This window comes from Pseudomonas fulva NBRC 16637 = DSM 17717 (assembly GCF_000730565.1).
Taxonomy (GTDB): Bacteria; Pseudomonadota; Gammaproteobacteria; order Pseudomonadales; family Pseudomonadaceae; genus Aquipseudomonas; species Aquipseudomonas fulva.
Genome location: NZ_BBIQ01000014.1, coordinates 26,310 through 42,380, shown reverse-complemented (window position 1 = coordinate 42,380; position 16,071 = coordinate 26,310). Strand labels below are relative to the sequence as shown.

Sequence of the window (16,071 nt, the reverse complement as noted above, 5' to 3'; positions counted from 1 at the left end):
AGACCCGGTCATAGCATTCAACTCAGTCGGCCTTGTCGCCGCCTGCCAGATTCTTTTTCGCACCGGTCTTGAAGTCGGTTTCGTACCAGCCGTTGCCGCTCAGGCGAAAGCCGGGCACCGACAGCAGTTTCTTCATCGCCGGCGCCTGGCAGGCCGGGCAGTCGGTGAGCGGCGCGGCGCTGATTTTCTGCAGCACTTCCATGCGATGCTCGCAGGATGCACATTGATAGTCGTAAAGGGGCATGGATGTCTCTCGTCAACCATAACGCTGGCTGCCAGGGCAGCAAAAGGCGGGATTATATATGGTTAACCAGCGCTGCGCAGCCCGCCGGGCGATCAGTGCGACGTCGGCGGCTGCTGCAACCAGGCCACGCAGATTACCCGTATGAGGCCGCTGAAGTTGCGCACGCCCCCTTGGCGCAGGTGCACCTCACGGTCTACATAGGACAACACCGCACTGACCGAGCATTGGTTGGCAGCGGCAATGCGCTCGAGGATACCCCAATACACGGCCTCGAGGCGCAGGCAGGTGGAAAAACCGTTGAGCCGCACCGAGCGAGACACAGGCTGGGTCTGCAGCATGTCGAAATCTGCCGTGAATGGGTCGACGCATTGCTTGCCGGGCCAGCGCCCCTGACCTGCCGTCCGTTTCCCAGACTGAGCCATCTGCACACCTCCTGATGATTGAACCAAGGGGTGTATCAAGCGCCGAACGGGCCATTGCAGAGCAGCGGCAAACCCTTCCCGCACAGAAAGCGGCAGGCCCGCCCAGTCACCCTGGAAAGGCCTGCCGGCATGGCCCGGTTATTTCTCGTCGAGCAGTACGCGCAGCATCCATGCGGTCTTTTCGTGCACCTGCATGCGCTGGGTGAGCAGGTCGGCGGTTGGCTCATCGCTGACCTTGTCCACCGCTGGGAAGATACTGCGGGCGGTGCGCACCACCGCTTCCTGCCCTTGCACCAGTTGCCGGATCATCTCGTCGGCTGGGGGGACGCCCTCCTCTTCCTTGATGGAAGAGTGCTTGGCGTAGAACGCGTAGGACCCAGGCGCCGGGAAACCCAGGGCGCGGATGCGCTCGGCAATGGCGTCCACCGCCAGCGCCAGCTCGTTGTACTGCTCCTCGAACATCAGGTGCAGGGTACGGAACGAGGGCCCGGTGACGTTCCAATGGAAATTGTGGGTTTTCAGATACAGCACGTAGGTATCTGAAAGCAGGCGGGAAAGCCCATCGACGATGGACTTGCGATCTTCTTCACTGATGCCGATATCGATTGCCATGATGCTCCCCTTCAGAAAACGTGAAACCCAAGCGGGTGCCGACCACTTTAGCAACACTCTGAGCGCCGTGCCTCTGCCAGGTGGCCGCAGGCAGGGCGCCGGGTGGCAGTTTGAGTACCCTGCAGGTTTACGGTTAAATAGGCAGCGTGCCATTCGTGCGGACTGTAATTGCCGAATGCATAGGCAGAAGGCCACGTGTTCGCGCCAACACTTCATGCGCACCGGGCCGTCAGCTCTTCCCGTGATCAGCTTCAATCAATGTGAGCCAATCCCATGTTCAAGATCGTCCACCTGGTGACAGGCGCGGCAGCCTTGCTGCTAGCGTTCATTCCCAGTCTTAAAACCGAGGCAACGCCTTTCCTGCAACAACCCGACGCGGTCTATCTGGCCCTGTTCGGCTTGCTCAACCTGATCCTGGCCCCTGTCGTACCGCTGTACTACCGAGGTGCCAGGCAGCAACTGCAATATCTAGCCTGTGCCCTGCTGGTGGTGGCTGTGGTACTTCAAACCCTTACCGTGCTCGCTCGACCAGAGCTTGGCAACCTGGCGGCGCTGGTGTGCGCCGCACTGGCTGTGGCCCTGCACCTGGGCGCAGGCTTTGCCCAGGGCGCGCGCAAGGTACGCAGCAGCCAACAGCCACTGACCGAGGCCGGCAACCGAGATACGGGCACGGTCAAGTGGTTCAACACGTCCAAGGGGTTCGGGTTCATTTCCCGGGACTCAGGCGATGACATCTTCGTGCACTTTCGCGCCATCCGCGGCGAAGGCCATCGCATCCTGGTAGAAGGTCAACGCGTCGAGTTCTCGGTGATGCATCGCGACAAGGGCCTGCAGGCCGAGGACGTGGTCGCCGTCACGCGCCGCTGACAGGCGAGCAGACTTAAACACGTTCAAACCAGGCCTGTCGCTCAGCCCAAGGCTGCGACAGGCCTGACGACCAGATGATCAATAGTGAGGCGGCGGCGCCTCTTCACCCTCGCTGCCATACTGACCCGCCATCTCCTCGTAACGCTTGATCAGCTCGGCCATCTGCAACTGCAGCCGCTCGATCACGCGCCCTTGCTCGACCACCACATCGTTGAGCGCCTGCAGGGTGTCGTCCTGGAATGCCTGGCGCGTTTCCAGCTCGACCATTCTTGGCTCAAGCGACATGGGCGGCCTCCTGGAAACCTTCAAGGTGCAGATTTCGCACGCGGGCGCGTACCGCCTGTACTTGTGCGTCGGTATAGGCCACGGCCGGGCATTTGCCCCAGACCGGTGCAGGCCAGGCCACATCATCGTGCTGGCGAACGATCACATGCATGTGCATCTGGCTGACCACATTGCCCAACGTCGCCACGTTCATCTTGTCGGCCCCGTAGCTGCGCTTGAGTGCCTCGGCAAGCTGTGTGGTTTCCTGCCAGAGCAGGTGCTGCTCAGCCAGGCTGAGGTCAAACAATTCGCTGACCTCGGCACGCCTGGGCACCAGGATGAACCAGGGGTAGTTGGCATCTCGGCTCAGCAGCAACTGGCACAGGGCGAAATCGCCCAGCACCCAAGTGTCCTGCTGCAAGCGTGGATCAAGAACGAACACGGCGTACCTCCTTCAGGCAAAGCGACCCGCACGGTGGCGGTAGAGACGGCGGCAAGGATACCTTGCGCGATTGCGGTAACACAGCGCTACTTTTCGCACCAATAAGGTGCTTCGCCACGCTGACTGGCGCCTTGGCCCACCACAATTGACACCGCCTTAACATGTTGCGGTAACACATTGACTTTGATAGCAAGCTAGCCAACTGAATGGACGCGATGAGCGGGCTGGACGCCCAGTCCGACCAACCCCCGTATTTACGGCGGTTAAAACGGTTTCCTGAAAATTTCGTGAAAAATTCATCAATGCAAGCCCAGGTTGAGCACGCTTGTTGCATTGCCTTCACGCCAAGTCGGCATGCTCTCTGCAACACCTGCACACCGGGCGTTACCACCCTCGGATGCGACGCTGAAGTGCCCGACAGCGACACGGCCAAAAAGTTCCATTCAGAGTGCTTTGCGCCATATCGCCAACGACCTTCAGCGTGCTATACATTTTCGCCGACATAACAAGAAAGAGCTGCACCCTATAACTAGAACACCTGGATGCAGCGGTACTCTTCCTAAAAAAACCAAAGGAGCAAGTCACGATGCGCGTGATGAAGTGGAGCATGATCGCCCTGGCCGTTTCGGCGGGGTCCTCGCAGATGGCACTGGCCTCTTCGCAGGATGAGTCCAAAGGTTTCATTGAAGACAGCAAGCTGAGCGTCAAAACTCGCATGCTGTATTTCAGCCGTGATTTCCGCAACAACGAAGGCGGCCAGAGCCGCCGTGAAGAAACCGGCCTCGGCTTCGTGGGCACTTACGAGTCGGGCTACACCCAGGGCACCGTCGGCGTGGGTATCGACGCCATCGGCATGCTCGGGCTGAAACTGGACAGCGGCAAGGGCCGTGCTGGCACCGGCCTGTTCCCGAACGGCTCGGACGGCCGTGCGCAGGATGACTACTCCAAGGGTGGCGGCGCGGTCAAATTCCGTATCTCCGACACCGTGCTGAAAGTCGGCGACCAGTTCACCGCCCTGCCGGTATTCGCCACCGACGATAGCCGCCTGCTGCCGGAAATCGCCCAGGGCGCATTGCTGACCAGCAACGACATCAAGGGCCTGACCCTGCACGCCGGTCGCTTCACCAGCCTGACCGGTCAGGAGCAGACCAACCGCGACAGCCTGCGCCTGAAGGAAGCCGACGTATTCGGCGGCACCTATGCCTTCACCGACAGCCTGTCCACCAGCCTGTACTACTCCAAGGTCGAAGACTACTGGCGCAAGTACTACGCCAACGTCAACTGGGCGCTGCCGCTGTCGGACAAGCAAGGCCTGGTGTTCGACTTCAACTTCTATGACACCAAGAGCGACGGCCAAGGCCTGCAGCGCGCCGAAAAAGACGGCGTGACCAAGCTCGACAACCGTGCGTTCAGCCTGTCCGGTGCGTACAACATCGGCGCTCACACCTTCACCCTGGCCTACCAGAAAGTCACCGGCGACGGCGACTATGGCTACGGCGTCGACGGTGGCGGTACCGTGTTCCTGGCCAACTCCGTGGCCCGTTCCGACTTCAACGCCGAGGGCGAGAAGTCCTGGCAGGCTCGCTACGACCTGAACTTCGCCGAGTATGGCATTCCAGGCCTGAGCTTCATGACCCGCTACGTGCGTGGCAGCGGCGCCGACACCGGCACCACCAGCAACGGCAAGGAATGGGAACGCGACATCGACATCAAGTACGTGATGCAAGAAGGCCCGGCCAAGGACCTGAGCTTCCGCGTTCGTCAAGCCACCTACCGTTCTTCCGATGGCGTCTACTACGGCTCCCCATCCCTGGACGAGCTGCGCCTGATCGTGGAGTACCCGCTGAGCATCCTGTAAGCCTGGCTTGCAACGCTTCGCACCTGAAAAGCCCGGCGACCGCGCCGGGCTTTTTCTTGGCTGACAAGCAGGACGCCCTGGGGCATCCTGTACGCCTTGGCTTCACCCCCGTACAATGCGGGGCTATTTCAACGTCTTAGGCAATCGACACGGCTAACCATGCGCACCAGTCAATATTTGCTCGCCACCCAAAAAGAAACCCCTGCCGACGCAGTGGTCATCAGCCATCAGCTCATGCTGCGTGCCGGCATGATCCGCAAACTGGCTTCCGGCCTGTACACCTGGCTGCCAATGGGCCTGCGGGTAATGCGCAAGGTCGAGAACGTGGTGCGCGAGGAAATGAACGCCGCCGGCGCTCTTGAAGTGCTCATGCCCAGCATCCAGCCTGCCGAACTGTGGCAGGAGTCCGGCCGCTGGGAGCAGTACGGCCCCGAGCTGCTGCGGGTCAAGGACCGGCATCAGCGCGATTTCTGCGTGGGTCCGACCCACGAAGAGGTCATCACCGACCTGGCACGCAACGAGCTGTCGAGCTACAAGCAGCTGCCTTTGAACATGTACCAGATCCAGACCAAATTCCGCGATGAAATCCGTCCGCGCTTCGGCCTGATGCGTGGCCGCGAGTTCATCATGAAGGACGCCTACTCCTTCCATGCCGACCAGGCTTCCCTCCAGGAAACCTACGACCGCATGCACCAGGCGTACACCAATGTGTTCACCCGTCTGGGGCTGGATTTCCGCCCAGTGCAGGCCGACACCGGTTCCATTGGTGGTAGCTATTCCCATGAATTCCACGTCCTTGCACAGTCCGGTGAAGACGATGTGATCTTCAGCGACAGCTCCGACTACGCCGCCAACATCGAAAAGGCCGAGGCCGTGCCGCGCGAAACCGTGCGCCCTGCCCCTACCGAAGAACTGCGCCTGGTCGACACGCCCGATGCCAAGACCATCGCCCAACTGGTCGAAAACTTCGGTCTGCCAATCGAAAAGACCGTCAAGACCCTGATCGTACGCGGCGCCGAGGAAGGCAAGCTGGTCGCCCTGATCGTGCGCGGCGATCACGAGCTCAACGAAATCAAGGCCGCGAAGCTGGAACAAGTGGCTGACCCCCTGGTCATGGCCACCGATGCCGAACTGCGCGAGGCCATTGGTGCTGGCGCAGGCTCGCTGGGCCCGCTGAACCTGCCGCTCGAATGCGTGATCGACCGTTCGGTTGCCTTGATGAGCGACTTCGGTATCGGTGCCAACATCGACGACAAGCACTATTTCGGCGTGAACTGGGAGCGTGACTTGCCAGTGCCACAGGTGGCCGACCTGCGCAATGTGGTCGAGGGCGACCCAAGCCCGGATGGCCAGGGCACGCTGGTGATCAAGCGTGGCATCGAAGTGGGTCACATCTTCCAGCTGGGTACCAAGTACAGCGAGGCACTCAAGTGCCAGGTCCTGGGCGAAAATGGCAAGCCGGTCATGCTGTCCATGGGCTGCTATGGCATCGGCGTGTCCCGCGTGGTGGCCGCTGCCATCGAGCAGAACCACGATGAGAAAGGCATTATCTGGAACGACGCCCTGGCGCCCTTCCAGATTGCCCTGGTACCCCTGCGCTATGAAACCGAAGTGGTTCGCGAAGCCACCGACAAGCTGTATGCCGAGCTGACTGCGGCAGGTTACGAAGTGCTGCTCGACGACCGCGACAAGAAGACCAGCCCCGGCATCAAATTTGCCGACATGGAGCTGATCGGCATTCCGCACCGTATCGTCGTCAGCGATCGCAGCCTGGCCGATGGCAACCTGGAATACAAACACCGTACCGAGCAGGATGCCCAGGTGTTGCCACTCGAAGAAGTGCTGACCTTCCTGCAGGCCCGCGTTCGCCGCTGATAATCAATGCACGAGTGATCATGTCCAAGCGAAGTACCTATAAGCTCAAGGGCGCCGCACTGTGCGGCGTCCTGCTCGTCAGCGGCTGCGCCAACCAGATGCCCCAGCGCAGCGACCACGAGGAGCGCGTCGAGCGCAAACTGCTCGAACACACCCTGCAGATCGACGTTGGCGAGCCGAAGGTGATGGAGCTGCCGCAACGACGTGTACGCGTGCATGAGCAGAAGCGTTTCGAGGTCACCGAGTTCGAGGTGACGCGCCATTACGACCGCTACACCCCTTACCAACCCTGGCGGGAAATCTACGAGATTCCGCTGGGCGCCGTGGCGGTGGTGGCGGGCGTGGGTGCCAACGTGGTCAACGTCTTCGCCCTGGGCAACCTGCCCCAGAGCATTACCCACGATTGGCTCAGTTATGGCGTGGACGGCCTTAATCCGTTCATGAACGTGCCCTCCAATGGCCGCGCCCAGCAGAACCTCGCAGGCATCAGCGAAGTGCAGAAAGCCAAGCGCGAAGAGGCCACGAGCATGCCGTGGAGCGAGCGCCTGGTGGAGGTCAAGGCCGGCAAGAACACCTATGAGCTGACCACTGACCGCGCGGGCATTCTGCGCCTGAACCTGCTCGACAGCCCCTTCTCGGAGCAGAACCTCAACCACGTCGGCACCTTGCACCTGCAAGTGGTCGATGAGGACAATGCCGTGCGCGGTGATGCCAGTTTGTTGATCAGCGCCACGCTGCGCAACAAGCTGCGTGAAGCTCACGAGCTGATTTTCGACGACCTCGAAGATGATGAGGTGAGCCAGTGGGTGCACCGGGTCAAGCGGCTGTCCGAGCTGGGCCTTGAAGAGGAAGCCAGTGAGTTGGAGCAGAGCCTGATCGAGCTGACGCGCAACGATCCTGAGTTGCAGCAGGAGTTCTTGCAGTCCTTGACCAAAGCCACTGGCCGACTGGTTGCCGACCCCGGGCATTGATGGCCGCCTGTGGTTGACCGGCGTTGAACCCGTGGTGGGTTCAACGCCGGCAACTGCTTTTAAAAGGCCTTACGCGCTGCCTGGCCCCATAATGGAAGCCTACATGTCGGCGATAAACCTGAAGTACGCCATGACAGCGGCACTTTCGCGCCTCTCAACACCTTCCTTCAACTGCACGCTATGCCGGCGGGAAAAGCTCCAGCTGTTCATGCGCGCTGCGCAAGTCCCGTAATCTCACCCCTACACCGAGCAATCGCACAGGTTTACCACCGCGCGCGAACGCCTGCGTCACCAGCTGCCGGTAACTGTCCAAGTCCCTGCCGGCGCCTGCCTGCTCAAGGGTGGTCTGGGTGAAGTCATGGAACTTGACCTTGACGAAAGGCTTTTCCGGCCGGTAGGTGCTGTCCATTCGCTCAATGCGCTCGTTCAGGCTCTGCAGCAACTCCGGCAACCGTGCCAGGCAACTGGGCAGGTCCGGCAGGTCGGTGTCGTAGGTATTCTCCACGCTGACCGACTGCCGTCGACTGTCGTTTTGAACCACGCGATCATCGATGCCACGCGCCAGCCCCCACAACCGCTCGCCAAAGGTGCCGAACTCACGCACCAGCGCCAGGCGAGACCAGTCGCGCAACTGCGAGCAGGTCTCGATCCCCAGGCGGGTCAGCTTGTCTGCAGTGACCTTGCCCACACCGTGCAGACGGGTGACCGGCAGCGCCGCCACGAACGCTTCTATTTCATCAGGCTTGATCACGAACAGGCCATTGGGCTTGCGCCAGTCGCTGGCGATCTTGGCCAGAAACTTGTTGGGCGCCACCCCGGCCGAGACGGTGATGTGCAGGGTACGAGCCACGCGCCGACGGATGTCTTCGGCGATGCGTGTAGCGCTGCCGGCATACCATTGGCTTTCGCTGACATCCAGGTAGGCCTCGTCCAACGACAGCGGCTCGATCAGGTCGGTGTAGTCACGAAAGATGGCATGTATCTCTCGAGAAGCCTCACGGTAAGCCTCGAAGCGAGGTTTGACGATCAGCAGGTCCGGGCACAACTTGAGGGCGTGACGGGACGACATTGCAGAACGCACCCCGTAGGCACGCGCTTCATAGTTGCACGTGGCGATGACCCCACGCCTTTCGGCCGACCCGCCCACTGCCATGGGACGACCTGCAAGACGAGGGTCGTCGCGCATTTCGATGGCGGCATAAAAGCAGTCGCAGTCGACGTGAATGATCTTGCGCAGGGACATGTATGACCATAAGCACTGTAAATTCATACAGATAATAGCGCATGGTTTCAGGTTCAAACAGCATGGGCATGGTTGGGCAGCGCCGGCATTCACTGCATGAGCGCTACCCAAGCCCGCGCCTTACACACCTAAAGGATTGAACAAAAAGGGCTTTTCACACTATTTGCTTGACACTGCATGATAAATCCGTAGAATTCGATTTCACAGGCGCGGGATGGAGCAGCCTGGTAGCTCGTCGGGCTCATAACCCGAAGGTCGTCGGTTCAAATCCGGCTCCCGCAACCAGATTCGAGAAAAGGCCACTGTTCACGCAGTGGCCTTTTTCTTTGCGCGCGCGAAAAGCAATTCGTAAAAAACCTCGCTAAATCAATGAGTAGCACTTGACACCACCGGCTGAAGCTGTAGAATCCGCCCCACAGACGCGGGATGGAGCAGTCTGGTAGCTCGTCGGGCTCATAACCCGAAGGTCGTCGGTTCAAATCCGGCTCCCGCAACCAAGTTCAAGAAAAGGCCACTGTTAACGCAGTGGCCTTTTTCTTTGCCTGTCAAACGGCAACAGGGTAAGCATGGATGCGCCCTGCTCTGTTCAAGCGTTGGCCTCGCGCTTCATTAAACGCTTGACACCAATGCGCTTCGCTGTAGAATGCGCACCTCTGACGCGGGATGGAGCAGTCTGGTAGCTCGTCGGGCTCATAACCCGAAGGTCGTCGGTTCAAATCCGGCTCCCGCAACCATATTCGTCAGAACAAACCCCGTGCGTAGCGATACGCGCGGGGTTTTTCGTTTCTACCCCCTTACTTGCAAGCGACGCTTGCATGCCTTGGCGCATACCCGATTAGCGGCGGGCGCTACCCTTGCGTGGATGAACTATCTTTAACCCCTGCCGGGCTGTTAAGCGCCCATGGCCGGAGTAATATTGGATACGTTTTCCAAAGGGACTTTCACTTGGCCGCGCCTCTTCTTCACCTCGTGCCTGACGCCCGAGGTAATCCATGACCGCTCAGAACCCTGAACCTTCGGTGCCGCTGGCCACAGCGCTGCCCGGAGCCGTGCAGCGCCTGCCTTTGCTTGAACGGATAAGCCGCTATCGTCAGCCGATTGGGCTGGCGGTGACGCTGGTGCTGTTCACCATGGCCTTGATCGCCTGCCGCCACCTGCTGAGCGAGCTGGACATCTATGCCTTGCACGATGCCATGCTCGAAGTGCCAGTGCAGTCACTGCTTGGCGCGCTGCTGGCGACCGTGATCGGTTTCGTGATCCTGCTGGGCTACGAGTGGTCGGCCAGCCGCTACGCTGGGGTCAAGCTGCCTGCGCGAACGTTGGTACTGGGTGGTTTCAGCGCCTTTGCCATCGGCAATGCCATCGGCCTGTCCATGCTATCCGGCGGTTCGGTGCGCTACCGGCTGTATGCACGCCAAGGCGTGGGCGCGGGCGAAGTCGCACGCATGACGGTCTTCGCCAGCCTTTCACTCGGTTGTGCTTTGCCACCGCTTGCGGCATTGGCCACCCTGAGCAATCTGCCTGCCGCCTCGACTGCCCTGCGGTTGCCGCAGGGCTTGCTGGCTGGCGTTGCGGTTGCCGTCCTGGCCGCCTGCGCCTTATTGGCAGTTGGCCTGTATCGCAAGCGGTTGGCCGAGCAGCCAGTGCCTGACAACCTGTTGGTGCAACTGGGCCGGCGCACGCTGCGACTGCCCGGCGCACGGCTGACTGGCCTGCAACTGCTGATCACGGCCCTGGACGTGGCCGCCGCGGCCACCGTGCTCTACCTGCTGCTGCCCGAAGCGCCCCCCTTCGGCGCCTTCGTACTGGTCTACCTACTGGCGCTGGCCGCGGGTGTGCTCAGCCATGTGCCCGGTGGTGTTGGGGTGTTCGAGGCCATCCTGCTGGCCGCGTTCGCCAACCAATTGGGCGCTGCCCCGCTGGCAGCCGCATTGCTGTTGTACCGCATCATCTATGTGGTGCTGCCCCTTCTGCTGGCCTGCGTCCTGCTATTGGCCAACGAAGCCCGGCGTCTGCTGTTCGCGCGGCAGGCCATGAAGGCTGCCTCTGGGCTGGCAGCGCCTATCCTGGCCATCATGGTCTTCCTCTCGGGGGTGGTATTGCTGTTTTCCGGCGCCACGCCCGAGATCGATACCCGCCTTGAGCACATGGGCTTTCTGATCCCCCATCGGCTGATCGATGCCTCCCACTTCGGCGCCAGCCTGATCGGCGTGCTGTGCCTGTTGCTGGCCCAAGGCCTGCGCCGGCGCCTGTCGGCCGCGTGGCTGCTGACCACGGTGCTGCTGCTGGTGGGGGCATTGCTTTCGCTGCTCAAGGGCTTCGACTGGGAAGAGGCCTGCCTGCTGACGTTCACGGCCGCGCTCCTGGCTTTGTTCCGCCGCTCGTTCTATCGGCCCAGCCGCTTGATGGAACTGCCGTTCTCGCCGGTGTATCTGGTGGCCAGTGCCTGCGCGGTGGGCGCCTCGGTGTGGCTGCTGTTGTTCGCCTACCAGGATGTGCCCTACAGCCATCAACTGTGGTGGCAGTTCACCCTGGACGCCGATGCCCCCCGTGGCCTGCGTGCGGCGATGGGCAGTGCCTTGCTGCTGGCAGCGCTGGCGCTAACCTGGTTGCTGCGCACCGCACCGCCGGTGATCCACCTGCCCGATGAAGCCGAACTGCAACGGGCTCACCGTATTCTGCAGGCGTCCGACCAGCCTGATGGCGGCCTGGCCCTGACCGGCGACAAGGCGCTGCTGTTCCATCCCCGGGACAACGCGTTTCTGATGTATGCCCGCCGTGGTCGTAGTCTGGTTGCGCTGTACGATCCGATCGGGCCGGCCCAGGAGCGTGCCGAGATGATCTGGCAGTTCCGCGACCTGTGCGACCTGCACCATGCTCGACCAGTGTTTTACCAGGTGCGCGCAGAGAACCTGCCGTTCTACATGGACATCGGCCTGACTGCCCTGAAGCTGGGCGAGGAAGCCCGTGTCGACCTGCGCCGCTTCGACCTCGATGCCAAAGGCAAGGAAATGAAGGACCTGCGCTACACGTGGAACCGAGGCGGCCGTGACGGGCTGAGCCTGGAAATCCATGAGCCAGGCCATGCGCCGCTGGCTGAGCTCAAGGAAATTTCCGATGCATGGCTCAGTGGCAAGAACGTTCGCGAAAAGGGCTTTTCGCTGGGCCGTTTCAGCCCGGATTACCTGCAGCACTTCCGTATCGCCCTGATTCGCTTCCAAGGCCGCCCCGTGGCCTTTGCCAACCTGCTCGAGACCCACAGCAACGAGCTGGCCAGCCTCGACCTGATGCGTGCACATCCGGAGGCCCCCAAGCTGACCATGGAGTTCATGATGATTGGCTTGATCCTGCATTACAAAAGCCATGATTACGGCCGGTTCAGCCTGGGCATGGTGCCGCTGTCGGGGCTGCAACCACGGCGCGGTGCGCCCTTGACCCAGCGTCTGGGCTCGATGGTGTTCCGCCGTGGCGAGCAACTCTACAACTTCCAGGGGCTGCGCCGGTTCAAGGACAAGTTCCAGCCTGACTGGGAACCTCGCTACATGGCCGTGCCTGCCGGGCTCGACCCGCTGGTAGCACTGGCCGACACTGCCGCCCTGATTGCCGGCGGCTTGACTGGATTGGTGAAACGCTGATGACCCGACGCTTTTGGCTTTACCCGTTGATCACCCTGCTGCTGGCCGCCCTGGCCGGCGCCACGGCGTTCTGGTTCTGGACGCGGCCGGCGCCTGAGGCACAGCTTGAGCAACTTCAAATCAACGATGCCAGCATCACCCTCGTTACCCCAGGGGTGCACCCCACCGCCTGGGTGGCGATCGGCGTGCCACAGGACCAGGCCCTGACCCACAAGCAGTTGCTGGACCTTGGCCAGGCGGCCGAAGCGCAATTGGTGCAAGTGGTGCTGCCTGCCGGTGATTGCGCCAAGCAGCAGCAAGCCATGGACACGGCCCTGGCGCAGTTGCCGAGCAAACCGACCCTGGTCGCCGGCATTGGCCCGGGTGCCACCCAAGCCTGGCGCTGGCTGGCGAGCCAGAACGACGACAAGGCCCGGGCAATTTCCGTGGGCTTTACGGTCGAGCAGCCAGGGTGTCAGGTACCGCTGCCAAAGACCGCGCCCCACGGCCACTGGAGCGTGGCGTGGAACGATAATCCGGACGATGCCAGTGCGGCCTTCGTGCGTGACCAGAACAATGCCGAAACCAGCATCAGCGACTATGACATCCACCTGCCGCAAGTGCTCAAGGCACAGCTGACCCAGGCCTTGGTGGGCCAGGATGGCAACGCACTGGCGATTCCCGTGGTCGAGGTCCCTGCCGGTCAAACCACCGATACCGTCACGCTGTTCTTGTCCGGCGACGGCGGCTGGCGCGACCTGGACCGCGACGTGGCCGGGGAGATGGCCAAGCTGGGCTATCCGGTGGTGGGCATCGATACCCTGCGCTACTACTGGCAACACAAGACACCGGAGCAAAGTGCTGCCGACCTGTCCGAACTGATGCACCACTATCGGCAGAAGTGGGGGACCAAGCGTTTCGTCCTGACGGGGTACTCGTTCGGTGCTGACGTACTGCCTGCCATCTACAACCGCCTGCCGGCTGAAGACCAGCAACGGGTGGACGCTGTCATGCTGCTGGCCTTTGCCCGCAGCGGCAGCTTCGAGATCGAAGTCGAAGGCTGGCTGGGCAAGGAAGGTCAAGAGGCGCCCACTGGACCTGAGATGGCCAAGCTGCCGGCTGCGAAAGTGGTGTGCGTATACGGGGTGGAAGAAAGCGACGAAAGCGGTTGCACCGACAAGACCGCCGTGGGCGAGCGTCTGAAACTGCCGGGCGGGCACCACTTCGATGAAAACTACCCTGCCCTGGCCAAGCGGCTGATCGATGAGATCGAGACCCGTCAGGGCAAGTCGAGTGTGGCCGAGCAGAATTGAGGGTTGGGGTAAGGACAGCAGGCACTGGGGTCAGGTCGAGCGGGTGGCTCTGATAGCGCGAATCAGGGGTTACCCTGCCCCCCTGCATGACCTCATGCCGCGATAAGCTGCGCAGCAGCCCTTAGATTTCAGCTTCGCAGCGTATATTGCCGGGGCCGCGCTGCGGCCCATCGCGGCACAAGGGCCGCTCCTACCCGGAAATCTGCTAGCTGTCAGGGGCGGTGCCAGACAGTTGCTCCTACAAAGCCCTGTGAAGCTACTGACTCAGGCGTTACGCGGTCAGTGTCAGAGCGGCCTCGCCGGGGCGCCGGACCGGCCGCGATGGGCTGCGCACCAGCCCCAGTATCTGCGCATCGCCGCAAACATCACTAGGCCCCAGGGGAATGCCCTCAGCCCCTCCCCTGCCCTTTTCAGATCTCGACCTGAGTACCCAGCTCGATTACCCGATTGAGCGGCAGGTTGAAGAACCTCAAATTGCCGTTGGCATTCTTCAGCAAGAACGCGAACAGGTTGCCTCGCCAGCGTGACATGCCTTCGAGCCTGGACGCGATCACGGTTTCGCGGCTCAGGAAATAGGTGGTGCGCATGGGCGTGAAGTCCAGCTCGTCCAGGTGGCAGAGTTTGAGCGCCGCCGGCACGTCCGGCTCATCCATGAAGCCGAAATGCAGGACCACCCTGAAGAAGCCATCACCATAGGCCTCGACCTCGAATCGCTCCTGCTCTGGCACGCGAGGTCGATCTTCGCTGAGCACCGTCAGCAACACGACCTGGCTGTGCAGCACCTGGTTGTGCAGCATGTTGTGCAGCAACGCATGGGGAACGGCGTCCGAGCGGGCGGTGAGAAACACGGCCGTGCCCTCCACCCGGTGCGGCGGCTGGATGCGGATACTGCTGATGAACAGCGGCAGTGGCAGCGCCCCTTCGTCTATACGTTCGACGAGAATTTGCTTGCCACGTTTCCAGGTGCTCATCAGCAGGAACAGCACACCGCCTGCCAGCACAGGGAAGGCCCCGCCCTGGACGATCTTCGGAACGTTGGCGGCAAAAAACAGCCCGTCAACGAACAGAAAGCCCAGCAAGAGGGGCACGGCCAGGATCGGCGGCCACTTCCACAGCAACAACATCACTGCCGCCACCAGAATGGTCGTCATCAACATGGTCCCGGTGACGGCCACGCCATAGGCTGCGGCCAAAGCGCCCGAGGACTCGAAGCCGATCACCAGCAGCACCACGCCCACCATCAACGTCCAGTTGACTGCCGCTACGTAGATTTGCCCTTGCTCGTCACTGGAGGTGTGCTGGATGTGCATGCGCGGGATGTAGCCCAACTGGATGGCCTGTCGGGTGAGCGAGAAGGCGCCGGATATTACCGCTTGCGACGCAATCACGGTGGCCAGGGTGGCAAGGCCGACCAGCGGCAGCAAGGCCCAGCTGGGCGCCAGCAGGTAGAACGGGTTGCGCGCAGCCTCGGGGTTTTGCAGCAGCATGGCGCCCTGGCCAAAGTAGTTGAGCACCAGTGCCGGCAGCACCAGGGCGAACCAGGCCCGTGCGATCGGCTTGCGGCCAAAGTGCCCCATGTCGGCATAGAGCGCCTCGGCACCGGTCAGCGCCAGCACCACCGCGCCGAGGATGGCCACGCCCATGCCAGGATGGACGATGAAGAAGTTGACCGCCCAACCGGGGTTGAAGGCGCGGAGCACTTCGGGCGTCTGTGCGATGCCATGGACCCCCAGCGCGGCCAGCACCACGAACCATAGGACCATGACCGGGCCGAACAGCTTGCCGATTTTCTCGGTGCCGTGGCGCTGCACCAGAAACAGCGCCACCAACACCACCAGCGACACCGGCACCACCCAATGGTCGATGCCATCGAAGGCCAGGCCCAGGCCCTCGACGGCCGAGAGCACCGAGACTGCCGGGGTGATCATGCTGTCGCCATAGAACAGCGAGGCGCCGATCAAACCGCAGATCACCATCAGGGTGCGCAGGCGCGGATGCGCAGCCGTGGCACGCCGCGCCAGCGCGGTCAGGGCCATGGTGCCGCCCTCCCCCTGGTTGTCGGCACGCAGGATGAACACCACGTACTTGAATGACACCACCCACAGCAGCGACCAGAGGATCAACGACAGGATTCCCAGCACACCGTCGTGGTTGACCTGCACCCCATAACCGCCCGTGAACACTTCCTTCAGGGTATACAGCGGGCTGGTGCCGATATCGCCATAAACCACCCCGACCGCCGCCACCAGCAGGCCCAGCGACCGGGTCGCCCCCTGCTTTGCTGCGTGCCCGCCCTCGGCGTGACTGCTTGCCTGAACCATCGACCACTCCCGCAAAAGGCCCTCA

13 protein-coding genes and 3 tRNA genes are annotated in these 16,071 nt (G+C 61.8%); 9 read left to right on the top strand and 7 right to left on the bottom strand.

From position 1 onward, the window contains the following. Positions 1 to 22: 22 nt before the first annotated feature. The 3 genes from PFU01S_RS14785 to PFU01S_RS14775 form a co-directional block, all read right to left on the bottom strand. The gene (locus tag PFU01S_RS14785; protein ID WP_023536249.1) at positions 23 to 244 is read right to left on the bottom strand and encodes an FmdB family zinc ribbon protein; all 222 of its coding nucleotides are present in this window, start codon (positions 242 to 244) and stop codon (positions 23 to 25) included. Positions 245 to 336: 92 nt separating this feature from the next. After that, positions 337 to 666: a ribbon-helix-helix domain-containing protein gene (locus PFU01S_RS14780; protein ID WP_027914213.1), complete on the bottom strand. Its 330-nt coding sequence runs from the start codon at positions 664 to 666 to the stop codon at positions 337 to 339. Positions 667 to 804: 138 nt separating this feature from the next. Beyond that, positions 805 to 1,278, bottom strand: coding sequence for a Dps family protein (locus PFU01S_RS14775; RefSeq protein WP_023536324.1), 474 nt, complete (start codon positions 1,276 to 1,278; stop codon positions 805 to 807). A gap of 273 nt (positions 1,279 to 1,551) precedes the next feature. Between PFU01S_RS14775 and PFU01S_RS22785 the strand changes: the two genes are divergently transcribed. After that, positions 1,552 to 2,145, top strand: a complete 594-nt coding sequence (locus PFU01S_RS22785; RefSeq protein WP_027914212.1) for a cold-shock protein — start codon at positions 1,552 to 1,554, stop codon at positions 2,143 to 2,145. 78 nt (positions 2,146 to 2,223) lie between these two features. Here the strand turns inward: PFU01S_RS22785 and PFU01S_RS14765 are convergent, their stop codons facing one another. Next, entirely contained in the window at positions 2,224 to 2,430 is a 207-nt protein-coding gene (locus tag PFU01S_RS14765) for a SlyX family protein (protein WP_027914211.1), read from the bottom strand. After that, positions 2,420 to 2,851 carry an HIT domain-containing protein gene (locus PFU01S_RS14760; protein ID WP_028687382.1) on the bottom strand — a complete coding sequence of 144 codons (432 nt, stop codon included), beginning with the start codon at positions 2,849 to 2,851 and terminating at the stop codon, positions 2,420 to 2,422. Before PFU01S_RS14760 ends, PFU01S_RS14765 begins: the two co-directional genes overlap by 11 nt. A 586-nt stretch (positions 2,852 to 3,437) precedes the next feature. Here PFU01S_RS14760 and PFU01S_RS14755 point away from each other — a divergent pair. From PFU01S_RS14755 to PFU01S_RS14745, 3 genes are all read left to right on the top strand, one after another. Continuing rightward, positions 3,438 to 4,709 carry an OprD family porin gene (locus PFU01S_RS14755; RefSeq protein WP_027914209.1) on the top strand — a complete coding sequence of 424 codons (1,272 nt, stop codon included), beginning with the start codon at positions 3,438 to 3,440 and terminating at the stop codon, positions 4,707 to 4,709. 159 nt (positions 4,710 to 4,868) lie between these two features. Beyond that, complete coding sequence (locus PFU01S_RS14750) at positions 4,869 to 6,584, top strand: proline--tRNA ligase (protein WP_027914208.1); 1,716 nt, start codon at positions 4,869 to 4,871, stop codon at positions 6,582 to 6,584. Between the two features lie 20 nt (positions 6,585 to 6,604). Next, entirely contained in the window at positions 6,605 to 7,555 is a 951-nt protein-coding gene (locus PFU01S_RS14745) for a hypothetical protein (RefSeq protein ID WP_027914207.1), read from the top strand. Between the two features lie 178 nt (positions 7,556 to 7,733). Here PFU01S_RS14745 and dinB read toward each other — a convergent pair whose 3' ends face one another. Then, positions 7,734 to 8,798, bottom strand: coding sequence for a DNA polymerase IV (gene dinB / locus PFU01S_RS14740; RefSeq protein ID WP_027914206.1), 1,065 nt, complete (start codon positions 8,796 to 8,798; stop codon positions 7,734 to 7,736). A gap of 208 nt (positions 8,799 to 9,006) precedes the next feature. Between dinB and PFU01S_RS14735 the strand changes: the two genes are divergently transcribed. From PFU01S_RS14735 to PFU01S_RS14715, 5 genes are all read left to right on the top strand, one after another. Continuing rightward, positions 9,007 to 9,083, top strand: a tRNA-Met gene (locus PFU01S_RS14735). A 135-nt stretch (positions 9,084 to 9,218) separates the two neighbouring features. Continuing rightward, positions 9,219 to 9,295: transfer RNA gene (locus PFU01S_RS14730), tRNA-Met, on the top strand. A gap of 160 nt (positions 9,296 to 9,455) precedes the next feature. Further along, positions 9,456 to 9,532: transfer RNA gene (locus PFU01S_RS14725), tRNA-Met, on the top strand. A gap of 258 nt (positions 9,533 to 9,790) precedes the next feature. Then, positions 9,791 to 12,433, top strand: a complete 2,643-nt coding sequence (mprF, locus tag PFU01S_RS14720) for a bifunctional lysylphosphatidylglycerol flippase/synthetase MprF (RefSeq protein WP_027914205.1) — start codon at positions 9,791 to 9,793, stop codon at positions 12,431 to 12,433. After that, a complete protein-coding gene (locus tag PFU01S_RS14715) occupies positions 12,433 to 13,725 on the top strand; it encodes a virulence factor family protein (protein WP_028687381.1) in 1,293 nt (430 codons plus the stop codon). The genes mprF and PFU01S_RS14715 overlap by 1 nt, the downstream gene beginning before the upstream one ends. 410 nt (positions 13,726 to 14,135) lie before the next feature. Here the strand turns inward: PFU01S_RS14715 and PFU01S_RS14710 are convergent, their stop codons facing one another. After that, complete coding sequence (locus tag PFU01S_RS14710; protein WP_028687380.1) at positions 14,136 to 16,046, bottom strand: potassium transporter Kup; 1,911 nt, start codon at positions 16,044 to 16,046, stop codon at positions 14,136 to 14,138. Positions 16,047 to 16,071 lie beyond the last annotated feature (25 nt).

Bases quoted from the DNA above. Each gene is read 5' to 3' on its own strand.
- PFU01S_RS14715 (WP_028687381.1), top strand. From the start codon at position 12,433: ATGACCCGACGCTTTTGGCTTTACCCGTTGATCACCCTGCTGCTGGCC.
- PFU01S_RS14750 (WP_027914208.1), top strand. From the start codon at position 4,869: ATGCGCACCAGTCAATATTTGCTCGCCACCCAAAAAGAAACCCCTGCC.
- PFU01S_RS22785 (WP_027914212.1), top strand. From the start codon at position 1,552: ATGTTCAAGATCGTCCACCTGGTGACAGGCGCGGCAGCCTTGCTGCTA.
- PFU01S_RS14775 (WP_023536324.1), bottom strand. From the start codon at position 1,278: ATGGCAATCGATATCGGCATCAGTGAAGAAGATCGCAAGTCCATCGTC.
- PFU01S_RS14765 (WP_027914211.1), bottom strand. From the start codon at position 2,430: ATGTCGCTTGAGCCAAGAATGGTCGAGCTGGAAACGCGCCAGGCATTC.
- PFU01S_RS14780 (WP_027914213.1), bottom strand. From the start codon at position 666: ATGGCTCAGTCTGGGAAACGGACGGCAGGTCAGGGGCGCTGGCCCGGC.
- dinB (WP_027914206.1), bottom strand. From the start codon at position 8,798: ATGTCCCTGCGCAAGATCATTCACGTCGACTGCGACTGCTTTTATGCC.
- PFU01S_RS14710 (WP_028687380.1), bottom strand. From the start codon at position 16,046: ATGGTTCAGGCAAGCAGTCACGCCGAGGGCGGGCACGCAGCAAAGCAG.
- PFU01S_RS14785 (WP_023536249.1), bottom strand. From the start codon at position 244: ATGCCCCTTTACGACTATCAATGTGCATCCTGCGAGCATCGCATGGAA.
- PFU01S_RS14745 (WP_027914207.1), top strand. From the start codon at position 6,605: ATGTCCAAGCGAAGTACCTATAAGCTCAAGGGCGCCGCACTGTGCGGC.
- PFU01S_RS14755 (WP_027914209.1), top strand. From the start codon at position 3,438: ATGCGCGTGATGAAGTGGAGCATGATCGCCCTGGCCGTTTCGGCGGGG.
- mprF (WP_027914205.1), top strand. From the start codon at position 9,791: ATGACCGCTCAGAACCCTGAACCTTCGGTGCCGCTGGCCACAGCGCTG.